Annotated in this window: 14 protein-coding genes; 3 read left to right on the top strand and 11 right to left on the bottom strand. The window is 54.1% G+C overall.

The window, feature by feature from the left end:
* Positions 1 to 24: 24 nt before the first annotated feature.
* From A1332_RS09885 to nifH, 9 genes are all read right to left on the bottom strand, one after another.
* The gene (locus tag A1332_RS09885; RefSeq protein WP_020483293.1) at positions 25 to 987 is read right to left on the bottom strand and encodes a hypothetical protein; all 963 of its coding nucleotides are present in this window, start codon (positions 985 to 987) and stop codon (positions 25 to 27) included.
* A complete protein-coding gene (locus tag A1332_RS09880) occupies positions 980 to 1744 on the bottom strand; it encodes a 4Fe4S-binding leucine-rich repeat protein (RefSeq protein ID WP_064008326.1) in 765 nt (254 codons plus the stop codon). The genes A1332_RS09885 and A1332_RS09880 overlap by 8 nt, the downstream gene beginning before the upstream one ends.
* A 9-nt stretch (positions 1745 to 1753) precedes the next feature.
* The gene (locus A1332_RS09875) at positions 1754 to 2020 is read right to left on the bottom strand and encodes a DUF6129 family protein (protein WP_064008325.1); all 267 of its coding nucleotides are present in this window, start codon (positions 2018 to 2020) and stop codon (positions 1754 to 1756) included.
* Between the two features lie 2 nt (positions 2021 to 2022).
* Positions 2023 to 2715 carry a nitrogen fixation protein NifX gene (gene nifX / locus A1332_RS09870; RefSeq protein WP_064008324.1) on the bottom strand — a complete coding sequence of 231 codons (693 nt, stop codon included), beginning with the start codon at positions 2713 to 2715 and terminating at the stop codon, positions 2023 to 2025.
* 4 nt (positions 2716 to 2719) lie between these two features.
* Positions 2720 to 2920, bottom strand: a complete 201-nt coding sequence (locus A1332_RS09865) for a 4Fe-4S binding protein (RefSeq protein WP_036278170.1) — start codon at positions 2918 to 2920, stop codon at positions 2720 to 2722.
* Between the two features lie 7 nt (positions 2921 to 2927).
* Positions 2928 to 3146 (bottom strand): putative nitrogen fixation protein NifT, encoded by a 219-nt coding sequence (gene nifT / locus A1332_RS09860; protein ID WP_064008323.1) that lies wholly within the window; start codon positions 3144 to 3146, stop codon positions 2928 to 2930.
* Positions 3147 to 3257: 111 nt separating this feature from the next.
* Complete coding sequence (gene nifK / locus A1332_RS09855) at positions 3258 to 4829, bottom strand: nitrogenase molybdenum-iron protein subunit beta (RefSeq protein ID WP_064008322.1); 1572 nt, start codon at positions 4827 to 4829, stop codon at positions 3258 to 3260.
* A 149-nt stretch (positions 4830 to 4978) separates the two neighbouring features.
* Positions 4979 to 6460: a nitrogenase molybdenum-iron protein alpha chain gene (gene nifD / locus A1332_RS09850; RefSeq protein ID WP_064008321.1), complete on the bottom strand. Its 1482-nt coding sequence runs from the start codon at positions 6458 to 6460 to the stop codon at positions 4979 to 4981.
* Between the two features lie 104 nt (positions 6461 to 6564).
* Positions 6565 to 7449, bottom strand: coding sequence for a nitrogenase iron protein (gene nifH, locus A1332_RS09845; protein WP_064008320.1), 885 nt, complete (start codon positions 7447 to 7449; stop codon positions 6565 to 6567).
* A gap of 629 nt (positions 7450 to 8078) precedes the next feature.
* Here nifH and A1332_RS09840 point away from each other — a divergent pair.
* The 3 genes from A1332_RS09840 to A1332_RS09830 all read left to right on the top strand — a co-directional run bounded on the left by A1332_RS09840 (position 8079) and on the right by A1332_RS09830 (position 12929).
* Positions 8079 to 9404, top strand: a complete 1326-nt coding sequence (locus A1332_RS09840; protein ID WP_064008319.1) for an HD-GYP domain-containing protein — start codon at positions 8079 to 8081, stop codon at positions 9402 to 9404.
* Between the two features lie 160 nt (positions 9405 to 9564).
* Complete coding sequence (locus tag A1332_RS09835) at positions 9565 to 10041, top strand: type IV pilin protein (protein WP_064008318.1); 477 nt, start codon at positions 9565 to 9567, stop codon at positions 10039 to 10041.
* A gap of 14 nt (positions 10042 to 10055) precedes the next feature.
* A complete protein-coding gene (locus A1332_RS09830) occupies positions 10056 to 12929 on the top strand; it encodes an EAL domain-containing protein (RefSeq protein WP_064008317.1) in 2874 nt (957 codons plus the stop codon).
* Positions 12930 to 12942: 13 nt separating this feature from the next.
* Here the strand turns inward: A1332_RS09830 and A1332_RS09825 are convergent, their stop codons facing one another.
* The gene (locus A1332_RS09825) at positions 12943 to 16038 is read right to left on the bottom strand and encodes a multidrug efflux RND transporter permease subunit (RefSeq protein ID WP_064008316.1); all 3096 of its coding nucleotides are present in this window, start codon (positions 16036 to 16038) and stop codon (positions 12943 to 12945) included.
* Positions 16035 to 19142 carry an MdtB/MuxB family multidrug efflux RND transporter permease subunit gene (locus tag A1332_RS09820; protein ID WP_064008315.1) on the bottom strand — a complete coding sequence of 1036 codons (3108 nt, stop codon included), beginning with the start codon at positions 19140 to 19142 and terminating at the stop codon, positions 16035 to 16037. The genes A1332_RS09825 and A1332_RS09820 overlap by 4 nt, the downstream gene beginning before the upstream one ends.
* Position 19143 lies beyond the last annotated feature (1 nt).

The following is a 19143-nucleotide window of genomic DNA, read 5'->3' as shown; positions in this document are numbered from 1 at the left end:
ATTCAAAATGACCTTAACAAAATCTCATACGTTATAAGGCGTAGAAATCCAATCCCTCAACACCGCCTCATCCCGCTCCGGCAAATAAGCAAAATCCCCGGAAATATCCTTATAAACCGACTCCGCGCTATAGGTCGAAACCAACTTACCTTTGACCATATAGAAAAACCAGGCAAACGGATAGCCGGCCTGGCGGTCAAACCGACTCAACACATTGCTCAAGGCGCTGCCTTTCTTGCCGGCGAAGTCTTCCAGATGCGGCAGGTTGTTTTTGTGGGTGTTGACGATTTCCACGTTGACGATTTGTTCGCCGAAGCGGCCGGTATGGCGGTAAGGGCGGATGATCCAGTCTTCGGACATGCTGTGTTTTTGGCCGGCGCTGCTGCGGTTCCAGTCTTCCATGAAGCGTTGTACCGGGTGTTCGCCGGGATGGCGCTCGTTAATGACTTCCATGAACAGTTTGACATCGGTTTTGCGCCGGTAGGTATACCGCGAATGACCGAAGCCGAAGCTCTCGATACAAAAGGGTTGCAGCGGGTCGATGAACTCTTCCAGGTCGTCGGGCGGATTGTTTTCGTCTACCAGCATCCGGTCCGAGACCTCGTGGGTTTTATCGATTTCGATCAGCGTGAAATCTTCGGCTTTGGTGCCGGTCTGCACCACAAAGTACAGGGTCTTACCGGTCTGTTTGGTGGCGATCAGTTTTTGTTCCAGCGTGTAATCGATCAGGGTTTGCAGGTTTTGCCCGCATTCCAGATAGGTGCGCTCCACCCATTCGATCAAGTCGTTGGCGATGCGTTTGCCGTCCATGTCCACCACGCCGCCCAGCCGGTACCATTCGTCGCCGGTTAAGGCCAGACGGATGGGGTGGTCGGGTATTAGCGCCTGTAGTTTGCTGAGCAGTAAATCGTCGGTCTGACCGGGGATGATTTTTTTACAGCAATCGGTAATGTCTTGTCCGGCAAGATTGAGTCGTGATTCAGTCATGATCGGCTTCAGGAGTGGAGTTTGAATTTAAGCGTTGCTGCACTAGTTCGCGGACATCCGGTTCGGGATCGTCGGCTAGTCCGGCCAAATGCGCGGGATCGACCTTTAAGGCCGCGGTGTAGCGCACTACCCAATCGCTGTCGTTTAACAGCATGGTGGCGTCTTCCGGCGCCATGCGTTCCGCGACGATGCGGCGTACATCCGGCGAATGGTCGGTGGCCATCAGCCCGAGGCTGACTTCCGGCAGCCTTTCGGCAACGCGTTTGCGTACTTGTAAGTCTTCGTCTTTAATGAAACGAAACAAGCGGCCTGGTGCCAAGCGTTTGGCAACCATCAAGCGCACGATATAGTCGGGGTCGTCAGCCAGCAATTCCAGGTGTTCCGGATCGATGCGGTCCGCGACCGTCATACGTACTTCACGGTCCGGATCGTCGATCAGGGCGCTTAATTGCTGGGCCGGCAGCCGAAAAGCCACGGCGCGGCGCACCACTTCGTCTTCGTCGGTGATTAGCGCCGACAAGGCTTTTAAAGGGGCGTAGCGCACGGCGATAGCCCGGCGTTCCCAGAACGGGTCTTGCAGATAGTGCGCGGCATAGGCCGGATTAACCCGAAAGAAGCGGTCGATTTGCCGGCCGCTATTAATGAAGACGCAGGTATCGCCAGGCATGCACCGGCCCATCAGCAGGGTTTTCCCCCGGAATGGACAGAGGCTGCAATCGGCGACGGGCAGGGTAACAGGGCTGTCTTGTTCCGCCATGTTATCGCCTTATTCGCCGATAACTTCTGCGATCACAATGCCTGAGGCATTCTCGTAATTATCGGTAATCCGTAAGCAATGTTCCCGGCCATCGACCAGGTAAAGGTTGAAGCCTGCACCTTCCAGTAAAGGTTCGTTGTTGGGCAGGTCGTCGTCCATGCAATAGGTGAAATGGACGCCGGGGTATTCGCCGCGCAGTCCACTCACCACGGTTTCGTTCAAGGCTTGGCCGTTAATTTTCTCGGCTATGGTTTGCAGTTGCTCTGGACTAATCATCGCTAGGATTCCTGTTCGAAACAAACGCGTTGCACGGGCTGGATGCCCATCGATTTAGCTAGCCACGGTGGCGGAGCATGCGCTAAAACGATTTGCAGCTGCTTGATAATTTGAGTTATGGCTTCGCCCTGATCGGCTTTGACCGGATGAATACCGTATTTGATAATTTTGGCCGCCGCCGGGCCGCCGATAGAAGCAATATACAGCACTTGGCAATCGGCTATCAGTTCCGCGCGATAAACATTCTTGTCATCATGCTGTCGTTGCGCGTCGCTATCGATGCTGCGCACATCGATGAGACGGGCGTCGTCTGCGGCTATTTGGTAAATCAAGAACTGTCTGCACGAGCCGAAATGTCCGCTAATGTGCTGCGGGTCATCGCTGCCGATCGCAATACGGAGCGAGCTGGTCGATTCAATTGCCTGAGAGGGATCGGCTTTTGGCGCTTGTTCCTCGGCGTTTTGCAGAATGCGCAATGATTCGCGGATGCTATCGGCGTCGGCGACGATACCGAAATTGTTCAGCGCTTGCTGGAACTGCGCTTTGCCGAGTTCGGTCAGGCTTTTGTCGTTTAAAACCGTCCCGGTACAGGCACGTAACACGGAGATATACAATTTGGGTTGGGTATCGGGCAGGGCGCGTGCCGCTAGCCCGATGCGCAGCGCCAGTTCCCGGGATAAGGTAGACTGGCTCATGGTGTCACGCCACTAAAGGCAGAATGCAGTTGTCGATCGGGCAAACCTTGACGCATTGCGGTTCGTCGTAATCGCCATTGCACTCGGTGCAGGTTTTTTTGTTGATTTCAAAAACAATCGCGCCTTCCTTAATGGAGTCTGTTGGACAGACCGGCAGGCAATCGCCGCAGGAGATGCATTCTTCAGCAACAATATATAAAGTCATAACTACCTCATTCCGATAAACGTTTTGCTTGTAAGGTCATCGGGATTTTAGGGGGAGTATCCATAGGCTCGAAGTAATATTTTGAGCCGTCGCCTAAGACGACTTCGCCGCCCCATCTGTTTGGGCTGTCGAACTCTAAGGATTCGATGGTTTCTTCAAGGTCTTTTTTGGCGATGTAGAACAGCAATTTGCCGTCTTCGCGTTTCCTGAGCATGACGCTAGGCATTGGGATTCTCCAGACAAGTGTAGGTCGGGTTAAGCATTCGCCGTAACCCGACACGATGTGGTTGACTAGCTTAAGAAGCGGTGGGCACCTTAGCGGGTGCCCACCCTACGATTAACGAATCAAATCGTAGTTGTAGTCGGTGGTGCCCATACCTTTGGTTTCTTTATCCAGCTGTTCCAACAAGGCGTTGACGATGGTGGTCAGCAGATACATACCGCCTTCGTAACCCAGAGTCGTCATCCGGTGCAGATGGTGACGATCGAAGATTGGGAAGCCGATGCGGATCAACGGTACTTCGAATTCTTCGCCTTTGTAGAAGGTGTCGCGTTGGATAAATTTGCCGTAGGAGTTGCCGATCATGAAGTCCGGTTTGTTGGTGAACATCAATGAACGGAAGTGCCACAAGTCTTTACCGATGTGTACAGTCGCGGTTTGACCGTAAGGCGAGGCTTTCAACACTTCTTCAACAGCTTTTTTGTAACGTTTGTTCGCGTGGTTGACTAACACGTCTGTTACCTCGGCGCCCATTTCCAGCAGGAATTTGGTCATGCCCAAAGCAAAGTCCGCGTCGCCGTACAGGGCAAACTTTTTGCCGTGTAACCAAGCGTGGGAGTCGGTCATCATGTCAACATAACGGCCGCGTTCCACTTCCAGTGATTTTGGAATCGGTTTGCCGGTCAGCTCGGAGATTTTCATCAGGAATTGGTCGGTCCATTCCAAGCCCATCGGAATGTTCAGTTTAGGCGCGTCGTGTTTCCAAGTGGTTTCGACGAATTTTTTGGTTTTTTCCAATTGCCAAGGTTGCAACAGAATGGTGGTAATCGCATTCGGTGCATCTTTGACTTCGTCGATGGTGGTGCCACCGGCGTACATGTTGAAGTGACCGTCAGCAGGTGTATCCAGAACTTCAGTTGGATCGCTCAACAAGGTGTGATCGACGCCCATTTCGTTCAACATCCGGTGAATCACGCGGAAGTTGCCCAAATAGGTTTCAAAGCCTGGTACCAGGTTGATTTTGCCGTTTGAGCCTACTTCTTTGCCTTCCATGTAGTTCAGCGTGAAGTAGCGGGCAATACCTTCGAACATATTATCCCAGCCGGTGGTGTGGCTACCGACGAAGCTAGGAGTATGCGCGAATGGCACAGGGTAGTCTTGATCAACGTGGCCTTCTTTTTTGGCGTTGTTGATGAACGCGTTCAAGTCGTCACCGATCACTTCCGCCATGCAAGTGGTCGAAACCGCAATCATGGTTGGTTTGTACAGGGCTTTGGCGTTTTCCAAGCCGGCAAACATATTTTTCTGACCGCCGAATACCGCCGCGTCTTCAGTCATCGAGTCGGAAACGCAAGAGATAGGCTCTTTGAAATGACGGTTGAAGTAAGTACGGAAATAAGCGACGCAACCTTGCGAACCGTGCACATAAGGCATGGTTTTTTCGAAACCCAGTGCGCACAGTACCGCGCCCAGAGGTTGGCAAGCTTTTGCAGGGTTTACAGTGATCGCTTCACGTTGAAAGTTCAGTTCTTGGTATTCCTTGGTAGTCGTCCATTGGAATACTTCGTCTATCGTGTCTTGCGGATGACGTTCTTCGTACTGTTCACGTTTGTTGGCCAGATTTTCCTTGTATTCGTCAGTTCTGAATAAAGGATAACTTGGTTCAATTTTATCGACATTTTGGCTCATGATAATCTCCTAACGCGCCACTAATCTGTGGTCCGGCGTTGATTGGATTTTGCCGGGAATGAAATCCCGACCGACATTTTGGCACCTGGTAAGGTGGGCACAAGCCCACCCTTCCGGGAATTAAGGTGGGCTTTTGCCCACCTTACGGATTACGCAACCGCTTTGACTGGTTCGCTTTCAGTAGCCTCGGTTTTCCAAGGTGCTTTAAAGCTTTTCCAGCAAGGGTTGTTGATGGTCATGTCCATATCGCGGGCGAAGATGGCAAAACCGTCGTAGCCGTGATAAGGGCCTGAGTAATCCCAGGAGTGCATTTGGCGGAAAGGCACACCCATTTTTTGGAAAATGTATTTTTCCTTGATGCCGGAGCCGACCAAGTCAGGTTGGACTCTTTTTACGAACTCTTCGAATTCGTAGCCGGTGACGTCGTCATACAACAAGGTGGCGTTGCCCATTTCCTTGATAGTACGGTCGTAGTCGTCGTTGTGACCGAACTCGTAACCGGTACCGACCACTTCCATGCCCAAGTCTTCGTAGGCACCGATAACGTGGCGAGGGCGCAAGCCGCCGATGTACAACATCACGCGTTTGCCTTCCAGACGTGGTTTGTATTTAGCAATTACCGCTTCGTATTCCGCTTCATAACGTTTGATCACACGTTCTGCGCCTTCTTTGATGGTGTCATCGAAGTGAGCGGCGATTCTGCGCAATGACTCGGCGATTTTGGTCGGGCCAAAGAAGTTGTACTCGATCCAAGGGATGTTGTATTTTTCTTCCATATGGCGCGCGATGTAGTTCATCGAACGGTAGCAGTGAATCAAGTTCAGTTTAACTTTTGGGGTTTTTTCGATCTCGGCAATGGTGCCGTCGCCGGACCATTGAGCAACCACGCGCAGACCCATTTCTTCCAACAAAGTACGTGATGCCCAGGCATCGCCGCCGATGTTGTAGTCGCCGATAACGGCTACGTCGTATGGAGTGGTTGGGAAGCTTTCGTCGCCGTCACGGTTTTCCAACACCCAATCACGGATTGCGTCGTTGGCGATATGGTGACCCAGCGATTGCGAAACACCGCGGAAACCTTCGCAACGTACAGGTACGATGGTTTTGTTGTGTTCTTTGTTTTTAACTTTGGAAACCGCTTCGATGTCGTCGCCGATCAGACCGATTGGGCACTCGGATTGAATCGAGATACCTTTATTCAATGGGAACAACAATTCGATTTCGTCGATACATTTGGCCAGTTTTTTGTCACCGCCGAAGACGATGTCTTTTTCGGTAAAGTCCGAAGTAAAGTTCATCGTACCGAAGGTGTTGACGCCTGTGGTACCAACGTAATAGTTACGGCGACCGGCGCGGGAATATTGTCCGCAACCGACTGGGCCGTGAGAAATATGGATCATGTCCTTAATAGGACCCCAAACCACCCCTTTGGAACCAGCGTATGCGCAACCACGAATGGTCATAACACCTGGTAGGGATTTACGGTTGGACGTAATACATTTATTTGATTTTTCCAAGCTTTGATCGTTGATGGCCAAATGTTTGGCGCGATCGGCTTTGGCTTTTTCGGGATAGACTTCCAGCACTTCTTGAATAAGCGCTTCGGTCTCTTCTCTTGTCATGGCTGCCATGATGAAATCCTCCTGGTAGTCGTGGGTAATCCCCCACAGACCTGTTAGGAACTATGCGAAAGCAGGCTGAGCCGGCTAAAAAACCAGCCCAACCTACGTCTTGATTAAGCTGTAGCTTCTGCCGCTGCGGTGATGCCGACAACGCTTTCGTCAACTTCTTCCATGACGCCAAATTCCATCAACAGGTCTTCCAATTCGTCCATAGTGATTGGAGTTGGGATGACCAGGTTGGTGTTGTTGATGATTTTGTTAGCCAAATCGCGGTATTCTTGCGCTTGTTTAGCTTGTGGTTCGTACTCGATAACAGTCATACGGCGGATTTCCGCACGTTGTACAACGTTGTCGCGTGGTACGAAATGGATCATGTGAGTGCCCATTTTTTCTGCCAATTGCATAATCAGTTCGTCTTCACGAGCTGTTTGACGCGAGTTGCAGATCAAGCCGGCTAAACGTACGCCGCCTGAGTTGGCGTATTTCACGATACCTTTAGCGATGTTGTTGGCAGCATACATAGCCATCATTTCGCCTGAGCAAACGATATAAATTTCTTGTGCTTTGTTTTCACGAATTGGCATCGCGAAACCGCCGCAAACAACGTCACCTAATACATCGTAGAATACGAAGTCGAGGTCTTCGGTGTAAGCGCCTTCTTCTTCCAAGAAGTTGATCGCGGTGATAACACCACGGCCAGCACAACCAACGCCTGGCTCTGGGCCGCCGGACTCAACGCATTTGATGTCGCGGTAACCCACTTTCAATACGTCTTCCAGTTCCAAATCTTCAACGCTGCCAGCGTCAGCTGCCATTTGCATGATAGAGTTTTGAGCTTTCGCATGCAGGATCAAACGAGTAGAATCGGCTTTAGGGTCGCAGCCGACGATCATTACTTTTTTGCCAAGCTCTGCCAAGCCAGCAACCAGGTTTTGCGTGGTGGTAGATTTACCGATACCACCTTTACCGTAAATAGCACATTGACGTAATCTCGCCATGATCTTCTCCTCTTGAGTAGGTGTTGTTAATAACAACCTGATAACAGCAATGGCCGTGCCAAAGTTTTAATTGTCTTCAAGTTGTTGAAAAATAAAGATTAAAAATAATATTTCCGGCTTTTTGGATAGTCGGATTAGCAACATTCTTTGTAAGGCCTGTTATCTAACCAACATAAACCACGGGGTTTTTGTATTGGGAGGGGTGTGCAGGTGTATATCGGCCTTGGATTATGAGCCCGGCCCTTAAATGTCGTCCCTCCGGCGCAGGCGGGAGCCCCGTTGCTACAATGGATTCGCCGCGCGGTCTGAACGGCTCGCGCTTTCGCCGGTATGACGGCCATAGGGAGGGTGGATAAATAAGTCGGCGTGTCCGTGATCGCGGCTTGAGGACACGCTGTGTATAGATTGGGCTTGCCTACAATGGGGATTTGTTGTTTTGCACGGACGACCCCGGAGAATAATCGGCTACAGGCATCTATAATTGATGCCAATCCTGCGCACCGAGCATAGGGAGACGCGTACCCGGTTTTACCATGGGCCGTGTAAGCGCCTGTTTACAGGCGCATTTTTTACCTGGGAACGGTTACCCATGTTGTATTTCTCATATTTGTTAATGATAGTGTCTTTGTATGTTCTTTAAGAATTGGTGGCCTTTCCGCCGCAAGCGGAAAAATCAGGCGAAGAAAGACGATTCCTTTGATGTCAATCAGCGGATCTACACGCCGGTTAGCCAGTTGACCGTTGGCATGTACGTCATCGAATTGGACCGGCCTTGGCTGGAGAGCCCGTTCCTGTTTCAAGGATTTGAACTGGAAAACGAAGCCGATATTCGCGCGGTAAAAGACGTTTGCCAGTACGTCTACATCGACGCCACCCGTAAAAGAAAGCGCCCGGTCCAAACTAAAATAGCGCAAGACAGCTTGCTGAGCGAAAGTAATATTGATTTTGGCGCGCCGCCGCCGCCCAAGCTAAGCGTTTTCGAGAGAGAGTTCGCCCGCGCCGAACATCTCCATAAAGAAGTCGGTCAATTGGTATCCAACTTTATGGAGCGCATCGCCAATGGCGAAGGCATAGACACCAAGGCCGCCAAAGAAGCGGTCGCGCAATGCGTCAACAGTATTTTGCATTCGCCGGATGCTTTTTTGTGGCTGAATCAGCTAAAAAACAAAGACAAATACACCGCACAACATAGCTTGAACGTGTGCGCGCTGGCGATTGTGTTGGGCAGATATCTAAATTTTTCGGTAGCCAACCTGAACAATGTCGGCTTGTGCGGGATGATGCACGACATGGGTAAAATGTTAGTGCCTCTGGATATCCTGAATAAGCCGGGCAAGTTGGAGCCGGATGAATTATTGATTATGCGCTCGCATGCCGCGCTGGGCTACGAACTGCTGAAATCCAGCGACCAAATGTATCCGGGTGCGATAGACACCGCGTATTCTCATCATGAAACCCTGGACGGCAAGGGTTATCCCCGGCAAATCGGCGAAAGAGGTATTTCGCTATTTACCAGAATGGTCACCATCGTTGATATGTACGATGCCATCACCAGCGATAGGGTGTATCAGAAAGGTCGCACTCATCTGGAGGCGACCAATATCCTGGCAAATATGGCCGGTTCTCAGCTGGACGAGCGCTTGGTGATCAAATTTATAGAATGTCTGGGGGTTTATCCGCCCGGCAGCATCGTCAAGATGACCAACGGTTACATCGCGATTGTGGTGGAAGTGAACGAATTGCAGAAGCTCCGACCGAAAGTCATCATGTTGCTCGATGCCCAGAAACAGCGGATCCTGGAAAGAATCGTCAATCTTGCGGATATGTTGCTGGACGAACACGGCAAGGTGCTGACTATCAAAGGCATTGTCAAAGCGCAAGATTACGACATCGACATCAAAAAATATTATCAACAGGGCGTGTTACAAAAGGGATTTGCTAACGACAAACGCTAGGGTACTTTACATAACCGGACATCTCGCACAATCCTGCTAAAATCATGAACCTGATGATTGCCATGGAATGGTTTGTTCCTGGTTTTAATCGTCGTATTCTTTTGCCTTGCCTTGCCTTGCCTTGCCACGGCTACAAATTTTCTCGAGGCCTATTGGATAAATGTACAGAAAAAACATGGTGGGACACGGATTTACGCTGATGGAGATGCTTTTGGCGGTTGCTATTGTGGGGGTATTGACGGCAATTGCCGTACCTGCCTACAACGGCTACATAGACAAGACCAAGAACGACCTTGCTATTAGCTATCTGTTAGCTATACAGATGGAAATAGAACGCTACTACACCCGCGAATTTCACTACCCGGACGCGCTTGGCGATATCACGTCCACTCTTCCCAACAACGGCAAAGACCCTTGGGGTAGAGATTATGTCTATTTAAACATTATCGAAGGCGGTCCCGGTACCCACGGGGATGTACGCAAGGATCACGCGCTCAATCCAATCAATACCAAATACGATTTGTACAGCCTAGGTAAAAATGGCGTCACCAAAAAACAGATCAGCCAGAAGGACAGTCTGGACGATATTATCCTGGCCCGCGACGGCGGTTTCGTCGGTCTGGCCGCGGATTTCTGAGTGACCCCCTAACGATGGATCCCAGGCTATCTTTAAGCGGCAGTAAGGTTGCCCGCCGCATTCTGTTTTCTTTCGTACTGGCCGCGCTGATTCCTATTGGTATTCTGGGGGTACTTTCCTTTCAACAAGTGAAGCAGCAGCTGCAAGAGCAGACGGCCAAGGCCTTGCAAAGAGGGTGCAAGGATTACGCCTACGGACTGGTCAGTCGTTTGTTGTTTGCCGAAAGTTCTCTGCGACTGGCGGCGTTGAAAATTCATAAATCCAACAAGAATGATAAGCCAGTCGCGCTGGCCGGCGAACAATGGTTGCAAGGCCAGTTCACCGGGTTAGCCGTGCTTCGTGCTGACGGACAACCATCCACATTGTCCCAAGATAATGCGGCGATACCCGCGCTGACGGAACAGGAGCTCGCGCAGATTGTAGCCGGCAAAACGCTCTTAAAACCGGTTAGCGGTCAACGGCTTGAGGATAGCCGCTTATGGATGGCCATCAACTTGGTCGAAAACTCGCCGAAAGCCGGCATTCTGATGGCCGAGTTGAAACCCGAGTTGTTATGGAATTCCGAAACCATCGATCCCAACAACCTGCTGTGGGTGATGGCTGCCGATTCGGTGCGGATGTTGTTCGCACTGGAGCAAGATTTTGAGCCATCCCCCGAGCTCAGAGCGCAAGTCGCGCAAGCCAATAGCGGCCGCTTCTCGTGGCAAAAAGACGAAGAAGAGTATCTCGGCGCGTATTGGAAACTGCCGGTCGCGACCCTGTTTTTCGGTCCGGACTTGATCATCGTACAAAGTCAGCCTGAATCGCTGGCATTCGGGGCAATGAGGCAATTTAGTGCAATTTACCCGCCGGTCATTCTGCTTGCGGTGCTGATTGTCGTGTATTTGAGCAGCCGCTTAATTGTTAAATATCTGACCCCGCTTGAACGCCTGAAACTAGGCACCCATAGGGTCGCCGAGGGCGATCTGGAATGCCGCGTCACTATTGATAGCCATGACGAATTTGAAGAGTTGGCGGATTCGTTTAACGAAATGACGCGCCGCTTGCGCAGCCAGTTCAACATTCTCGCCACCATGGCGGAAATCGACCGCAATATTCTCTCCGCGTTGAATGCCGAAGATATTATCGACACTGCGCTGAATCGCCTGCCCAGCATATTGTTTTGCGATTTGATTTCCATCGCTGCCGTCAATCCCGATATCGGTATCGCCAACGACATTCGCGTGCGACGCCGTGGACAAAATAGCGAAGTATTAGCCGAGCCGGTGATTTTGAACCAACAGGATGTGGCGGATTTGCGCGATATGCGAAATAGCGCCCTCGAGATTGGTAACGATGACGAGCAAATGTCCGAGTATTTGCATGTGCTCGGCGTTTCCGGTACCTGGCGCTATTTGGTCGTACCCGTTCATGTTAACGGCACATTGGCGTCGATTATTTGCTTGGGTTATCAGGCACCTAAACAGATTCCGCCGGAATCGCGCAACGCGGCAATCAGTTTTGGCGACCGCATCGCCGTCGCGCTGTCCAATGCTGCTTGGGAAGAAAAGCTGTACCAGCATGCCCATTACGATTCCTTGACCGGGCTGCCCAACCGCTTGGTGCTGCATGACAGATTGGGGCAAGAAATGGCGCGGGCCAGACGCGATAATGCGCAACTGGCGGTATTTTTTATGGACTTGGACCGCTTCAAAAACGTCAACGATTCCTTGGGACACTCGGCTGGCGACGAATTACTGCGCCAGGTGGCTGGCATATTCCTGAATTGCGTCAGAGCCACCGACCTGGTGGTCAGATTGGGCGGCGACGAGTTCGTGATCGTGATCGGTGAATTGCATACTCAGCATAATCCGGCTGCGTTCGTCAGCGGCGTTGCTGAAAAAATCCTTTCCGCGCTGAAGCAACCCGTCACGGTGGCAGGTCTGCCGATGACCGTGACTACGAGCGTCGGTATTGCATTGTTTCCCGACGATGCCGACAACGTGCAGGATTTACTGAAGAATGCCGACGCTGCCATGTATCACGCCAAGAGCGAGGGGCGCGCCAATTTCCGGTTTTATTCGCCGGAGCTGAATGCGGCGGCCTTGGAAAATATCAAGTTGGAACAAGAGTTACGCGGTGCAATCGGTAGAAATGAATTGTTGGTGTTCTACCAACCCAAGGTTGATTGGGACGGGCATATTGTCGGCGCTGAAGCCTTGATCCGCTGGCGGCACACCGAGTTGGGCATGATCTCGCCCGCCAAATTCATCCCGCTGGCCGAGCAGACCAGTTTGATCGTGGAAATCAGCGATTGGGTGTTGGAGCAAACCTGCTTGTGGGTTAATGCTTGCCACGCACAAGGCCTCGGGCCGTTGCGGATTTCCGTTAATCTTTCCGCTGTCGATTTTAAGCACCCGGAATTAGTCGAGAAAATCGCGGCGGTGTTGACCAAAACCGGCACAGATCCAAAATTCATCGAATTGGAACTCACCGAATCGGTGGCTATCGGCAATATCAAAGCGTGTATCGAGCGCATGCATCAATTGAAAGAACTAGGCCTTACCTTGTCCATGGACGATTTCGGCACCGGTTTCTCGTCGCTGTCCTACCTAAAAGAATTGCCATTGGATGTGCTGAAGATCGATCAATCGTTTGTCCGGCAGCTGGAAACCGATGGCAGTAGCGCGGCCATCGTCCGTGCAATTCTGGCGCTTGCCGACGGTTTGGGTATGGAGACCATCGCCGAGGGCGTGGAAACTACGGCGCAACTTGAGTTGTTGAAACAACATCACTGTGGCTTATTTCAGGGCTATTTTTTCAGCCGGCCCGTACCTAAAGACGAGTTTTTAAGCTTGTTGCAGGCCGACGCGCTCAAGCGTGGCACGGCACAGCCGGCTGCTTCTTGAATTGCTGACCAAGTTATTCAGACTGCCGGCTATCTTGGTTTTGCCGAAACAAGCGGCGGCCCCAGGCGCTTACACCATCCAAATACAGATACACCACCGGCGTGGTATACAGCGTCAGTAATTGACTGAAAATCAAACCGCCGACGATGGAAATTCCCAAGGGCTGGCGCAGTTCCGCGCCGTAACCCGAGCCCAAAGCCAACGGCAGCGCCCCCAGCATTGCCGCCAGCGTGGTCATCATGATCGGCCTAAAACGCAATAAACAGGCTTGGAAGATGGCTTCCTCGGCGCTTAGGCCACGTTGGCGTTCGGCGTCCAGCGCAAAATCGATCATCATGATCGCGTTCTTCTTGACGATGCCGATCAGCAAAATCACCCCGATCAAGGCGATGATGCTGAACTCGGTGTCGCAGGCCAGCAAGGCCAACAAAGCGCCTACCCCGGCCGAGGGCAGGGTGGACAAGATCGTCAGTGGATGAATATAGCTTTCGTAGAGTATGCCCAGCACGATGTAAATGCTGAGAAGTGCCGCGGCAATCAGCCAGGGTTGGTTACGTAGCGATTCCTGAAAGGCTTTGGCCGAACCCTGGAAGCTGCCGCGCACCGCGGCCGGCGTACCCAGGTCGCGCAGGGTTTGTTCGATCAGTTGCGTGGCGGTGGACAGCGAGGTGCCGGGCATTAAATTAAACGACACGGTGGCGGCGGCAAACTGGCCCTGATGATTGATGGTCAGCGGCGCGTTGCTGGTGCGGAAGCTGGCCAGCGTTGCCAGTGGAATCTGCTTGCCGTTGCTGGCGCTGACGTAAAGTTGTTGCAGGGTGCGCGGGTCTTGCCAGTATTCCGGCGCCAGTTCCATCACTACCCGGTATTGGTTCAGCGGCTTGTAAATCACCGAGACTTGGCGTTGACCGAAGGCGTTGTTTAACGCGGTATCGATGGCCGCTTGGCTAACGCCCAAACTAGATGCTTTGTCTCTATCGACTACCAGCGATATTTGCTGGCCCTTGTCTTGCTGATTGGTGTTGACGTCGGTCAGTTCCGGCCGCTTGCGCAGCGCCGCCACAATTTTGGGCGTCCATTCGCGCAGCAGGCTCAAGTCTTCGGATTGCAAGGCAAATTCGTACATTGCCGCGGAGCCGCGACCGCCGATACGTAAATCTTGTACCGGCTGCAAAAACAGGCTGGCGCCGGGTTCGTCGGCCAGTTTTTCTCGCAGCCGCTGGGTGATTTCGGCTATCGGCGCGTCGCGTTGCTCGGGCGGTTTCAGCACCGCAAACATCAAACCGGAATTGGTGTTTTGCATGCCGCCGGCGAAGCCGACCACCGCAGTGACGGCCGAGTCTTGCCGTAAAATATCGACAAAATCATGCAACTTGGTCTGCATGGCCTGGAAAGAAATGCTCTGGTCGGCCTGGATGGTGCCGCTGAGCCGGCCATTGTCCTGCACCGGGAAAAAGCCTTTCGGGACGATGATATACAGATAAACATTCAAACCGATGCACGCCAACAGCACGGTCAGCATCAATTTGGGATGGTGCAGGGCCCAGCCTAAACTGCGACGGTAGCCGTTATGCAGGCGCTGGAACTGGCATTCGATCCAAGCCGACAACCGGTTGGGCCGGCGTTGTGCTTCCGGCTCCAGCCAGCGCGCGCACAGCATCGGCGTCACGGTCAAGGACACCACCAGCGACACCAGCACTGCCGCCGATAAGGTCACGGCAAACTCCCGAAACAGCCGGCCGACGATGCCGCCCATCAATAAAATCGGCGTGAACACCGCGATCAGCGACAAACTCATCGCCAGCACGGTAAAACCAACCTCGCCGGCGCCGCGCAACGCGGCCTGGAACGGCGGCACGCCGTTTTCGATATGCCGGCTGCTGTTTTCCAGTACCACGATGGCGTCATCCACGACAAAACCGGTGGCGATGGTCAAGGCCATCAACGATAAATTATCCAAACTGTAATCGCACAAATACATCACCGCGCAGGCGCCGATCAGCGATACCGGCACGGCGATAATCGGGATCAAAGTCGAACGCAGCCGGCGCAGAAACAGCAATACCACCAGAATCACCAGCACCACCGCGATTAACAGGCTGCGCTCGACTTCATCGACCGAGGCGCGGATGGTTTGCGAGCGATCTGAGGTGATCGACAGTTCCATCGCTGCCGGCAACAGCGCTCGTAATTGCGGCAGCATGGCTTTGACGTGTTCGACGGTGTCGATGATATTGGCGCCGGGCTGTTTATTGATGATCAGCAATACCGCCGGTTGGCCGTTTTTCAGGCCGGTGCTGCGCAAATCTTCCACCGAATCGACCGCGGTACCCAGGTCGGCGATGCGTACCGGTGCGCCATTGCGGTAAGCCACGATCAGCGGCAGGTAATCGGCGGCGTGTTCGGCCTGATCGTTGGCATGGATTTGCCAGTGCCGCTCGCCGCCCTCCAGCGCACCTTTCGGCCGGTTGGCGTTGCTGGCGTTGATGGTCTTGGCAACCTGATCCAGGCCGATACCGTATTGCGCCAATGCGCCGGGATTCAGTTCCACCCTTACCGCCGGTAAGGAACTGCCGCCGACATTGACCTGACCGATGCCGGGCAGTTGGCTGATTTTCTGCGCCAAGATGGTCGAGGCGGCGTCGTACATCTGGCCGCGACTGAGGGTGGTGGAGGTTAGCGCCAGAATCAGAATCGGCGAATCGGCCGGATTGACTTTGCGGTAGTTGGGCCGATTGGGCAGATTGCTGGGCAGCAAGCTGCTGGCAGCATTGATCGCGGCTTGTACGTCGCGGGCTGCGCCGTCGATGTCGCGATTCAAATCAAACTGCAAGGTGATCCGGGTCGAACCCAGCGAACTGGCCGAAGTCATTTCGGTGATGCCGGCGATGCGGCCCAGCGCCCGTTCCAACGGGGTAGCGACCGTGGCGGCCATGGTCTCCGGGCTAGCGCCGGGCAGATTGGCGGATACTGAAATAGTCGGGAAGTCCACTTGCGGCAAGGGAGCGACCGGCAGTTGCAGGAAGGCGATGATGCCGGCCAGCGCCAGACCCAGGGTCAGCAGGGTGGTGGCGACGGGCCGGTAGATGAACAGTGCCGACAGGTTCATTGATCGGCTAAAGTCGCTTCTGATGCGCCGCGAAGCTTGCGAGCCAGCCGATCCAGGCTTAAGTAGATCACCGGCGTGGTGTACAGCGTCAGCAACTGGCTGAGCAGCAGGCCGCCGACCATGCTAATCCCCAAAGGGTGGCGTAATTCCGAGCCGACGCCGCTGCCCAGCATCAAGGGCAGGGCGCCCAGCAAGGCCGCCAGCGTGGTCATCAGGATGGGCCGAAAGCGCAGTAGGCAGGCCTGGAAAATCGCCTCGCGCGGCGGCAGGCCTTGCTTGCGCTCGGCTTCCAAGGCAAAGTCTATCATCATGATCGCGTTCTTCTTCACAATGCCGATCAGCAGCACGATGCCGATCACCGCGATGATGCCCAGATCGTTACCGGACAGTTGCAGGGCCAGCAGCGCGCCGACCCCGGCCGACGGCAGTGTGGACAGAATGGTGATGGGATGAATATAGCTTTCGTAAAGCACGCCTAGCACGATATACACCGTGACGATGGCGGCCAGGATCAACCAGAGCGTGCCGCTCAGCGACGCGTTAAATGCCAAGGCCGCGCCTTGGTAATCGGCTTGCACTGCCAGCGGTAAACCGATGTCTTGCTTGGCTTGCTCGATGGCTTTAATCGCATCGCCCAAGGCGGCGCCCGGCGCCAGGTTGAAGGAAATGGTCGCGGCGGGAAACTGATCCAGGTGATTGATGGCCAGCGCGGTTTGCCTCTCGGATACGGTCGCCAAGGCCGATAGCGGTACCTGAGTGCCGTTGCTGGAAGGAATGCGCAATTGCTGTAAGGCTTCCGGGCCGCTTTGCTGCTTTGGGTTCACTTCCAGCACCACCCGGTATTGATTGGACTGGGTGAAGATGGTCGACACCAGGCGCTGACCAAAGGCGTTGTATAAGGCGTTGTCGATGTCGGCGGTACTGACGCCCAAGCGGCTGGCGCTGGCCCGGTCGATTTCGATATACGCTTGCAGGCCTTGATCCTGCACGTCGCTGGCGGCGTCGACGATGCCGGGAACCTGGCGGATGCGCTCGACCAGGCGCTGGGTCCAACGGTTCAGTTCCGCCAGATCGACGGTCTGCAAGGACAATTGAAATTGGGTGCGGCTGATCTTGTTTTCCAAGGTCATGTCTTGCACCGGTTGCAGATAGACCGAGATACCCGGCACTTCGGCCAGACGTGGCCGTAAACGTTCGATCACCGCCGTGGCACTGTCGCGTTGGGCTTGGGGCTTGAGGTTGATCAGGAAACGGCCGCTGTTCAATGTCGAGTTACTGCCGTCCACACCAATGAATGATGACAAGCTGGCGACTGCCGGGTCCGCCAATATCTGCTTGGCCATGGCTTGCTGGCGTTCGGCCATCGCCGCAAAGGAAATGCTGGGCGGTGCTTCTGAGATGCCTTGAATCAGGCCGGTGTCCTGGATGGGGAACAGGCCTTTCGGCATGGCTATGTATAGCAACACGGTCAACGCCAGCGTGGCGATGGCGACCAGCAAGGTCAGGCCTTGCCGTTTCAGAACCCATTCCAGGCTGCGGCCATAACCGGCAATGATTTTGCCGAGCAAGTCAGTGCTTCCGTCATGGTTGGTTGCGGTGGGTCGTAACAGCTTTGCGCACATCATCGGCGTCAAGGTTAGCGAAACCACCGCCGAGATCAGAATCGCCACGGCCAGGGTGATCGCAAACTCGCGGAACAAACGGCCGACCACGTCGCCCATGAACAGCAACGGAATCAATACCGCCACCAGCGAGACAGTCAAGGAGATGATGGTAAAGCCGATCTGTTCGGAGCCTTTCAAAGCGGCCTGTAAGGCAGATTCGCCGCGTTCCAGGTAGCGGGAGATGTTTTCGATGACGACGATGGCGTCGTCCACCACAAAGCCGCTGGCGATGGTCAGAGCCATCAAGGTCAGGTTGTTGATACTGAATCCGGCCAGATGCATCACCGCAAAGGTGCCGACCAGCGACAGCGGCACCGCGACTGCGGGGATCAGCGTGGCCGGCAGGTTGCGCAGGAATAGAAAAATCACCATCACCACCAAGGCCACGGCCAGCAGCAACTCGAACTGCACATCGTGCACCGAGGCGCGGATGGTGATGGTGCGGTCAGTCAGCGGCAGCACTTCGACCGCACTGGGCAATGTCGCGCGCAGCTGCGGCAGCAACTTGTTGATGCGATCCACCACCTCGATGACATTGGCGCCGGGTTGGCGCTGGATATTGACGATGACGGCGGCGCTGTCGTTGGCCCAGGCCGCCAGCTTGACGTTTTCCGCCGCGTCCACCGCATCGGCCACTTCTGCAAGGCGCACCGGCGCGCCGTTGCGGTAAGCAACGACTAAATCGCGGTATTCGGCTGCCGAGCGGAGTTGATCGTTGTTGTCGATAATCGCCGAGCGTTGCGGGCCGTCGAACATGCCCTTGGGTTGATTGACGTTGGCGGCGGCGATTGCGCTGCGCAGATCTTCCAGGCTCAGACCATAGGCGGCGAGCGCTTGGTGGTTGGCCTGAATCCTGACCGCCGGCCGTTGGCCGCCGCTGATGCTGACCAAGCCGACGCCCGGCAGCTGGGCAATTTTCTGCGCCAGACGGGTATCGACCAAATCTTGTACCTTGGGCAAGGGCAGGCTGGACGAGGTGACTGCCAGGGTCAAAATTGGCGCGTCCGCCGGGTTGACTTTGTTGTAGATTGGCGGCAGCGGCAGGTCGTTGGGTAGGAAATTGTTGGCGGCATTAATCGCGGCTTGCACGGTTTGTTCGGCGACGTCCAGATCCAACTCCAGATCGAATTGCAGCGTCACGACCGAGGCGCCGCCGGAGCTGGTTGAGGACATCTGTCGCAAACCTGGCATTTGCCCGAACTGGCGTTCCAGCGGGGCGGTGATTGCCGAAGTCATCACTTCCGGGCTGGCGCCGGGGTAGAGCGTAGTAACCTGGATGGTCGGGTAGTCGACTTGCGGCAATGCCGAAATCGGCAACAAACGGTAAGTCAAAATCCCGGCCAGCAGCAGCGCCACCATCAGCAAGGAGGTCGCGACCGGGCGCAGGATAAAGTGTCGCGAAGGGTTGAAGCCGGGAAGCGGGTTTTGCGCGGCAGCCATG

The organism is Methylomonas methanica (assembly GCF_001644035.1).
Taxonomy (GTDB): Bacteria; Pseudomonadota; Gammaproteobacteria; order Methylococcales; family Methylomonadaceae; genus Methylomonas; species Methylomonas methanica_A.
Note: the sequence above shows the minus strand (reverse complement) of the source record. Positions and strands in the feature narration are given on the sequence as shown.

What these genes read in the sequence shown, in the direction of transcription:
- nifD (WP_064008321.1), bottom strand. Translation starts at nt 6,460, where the DNA reads ATGGCAGCCATGACAAGAGAAGAGACCGAAGCGCTTATTCAAGAAGTG.
- nifK (WP_064008322.1), bottom strand. Translation starts at nt 4,829, where the DNA reads ATGAGCCAAAATGTCGATAAAATTGAACCAAGTTATCCTTTATTCAGA.
- A1332_RS09840 (WP_064008319.1), top strand. Translation starts at nt 8,079, where the DNA reads ATGTTCTTTAAGAATTGGTGGCCTTTCCGCCGCAAGCGGAAAAATCAG.
- A1332_RS09885 (WP_020483293.1), bottom strand. Translation starts at nt 987, where the DNA reads ATGACTGAATCACGACTCAATCTTGCCGGACAAGACATTACCGATTGC.
- A1332_RS09835 (WP_064008318.1), top strand. Translation starts at nt 9,565, where the DNA reads ATGTACAGAAAAAACATGGTGGGACACGGATTTACGCTGATGGAGATG.
- A1332_RS09825 (WP_064008316.1), bottom strand. Translation starts at nt 16,038, where the DNA reads ATGAACCTGTCGGCACTGTTCATCTACCGGCCCGTCGCCACCACCCTG.
- A1332_RS09865 (WP_036278170.1), bottom strand. Translation starts at nt 2,920, where the DNA reads ATGACTTTATATATTGTTGCTGAAGAATGCATCTCCTGCGGCGATTGC.
- A1332_RS09875 (WP_064008325.1), bottom strand. Translation starts at nt 2,020, where the DNA reads ATGATTAGTCCAGAGCAACTGCAAACCATAGCCGAGAAAATTAACGGC.
- nifH (WP_064008320.1), bottom strand. Translation starts at nt 7,449, where the DNA reads ATGGCGAGATTACGTCAATGTGCTATTTACGGTAAAGGTGGTATCGGT.
- nifX (WP_064008324.1), bottom strand. Translation starts at nt 2,715, where the DNA reads ATGAGCCAGTCTACCTTATCCCGGGAACTGGCGCTGCGCATCGGGCTA.
- A1332_RS09880 (WP_064008326.1), bottom strand. Translation starts at nt 1,744, where the DNA reads ATGGCGGAACAAGACAGCCCTGTTACCCTGCCCGTCGCCGATTGCAGC.
- A1332_RS09830 (WP_064008317.1), top strand. Translation starts at nt 10,056, where the DNA reads ATGGATCCCAGGCTATCTTTAAGCGGCAGTAAGGTTGCCCGCCGCATT.
- nifT (WP_064008323.1), bottom strand. Translation starts at nt 3,146, where the DNA reads ATGCCTAGCGTCATGCTCAGGAAACGCGAAGACGGCAAATTGCTGTTC.
- A1332_RS09820 (WP_064008315.1), bottom strand. Translation starts at nt 19,142, where the DNA reads ATGGCTGCCGCGCAAAACCCGCTTCCCGGCTTCAACCCTTCGCGACAC.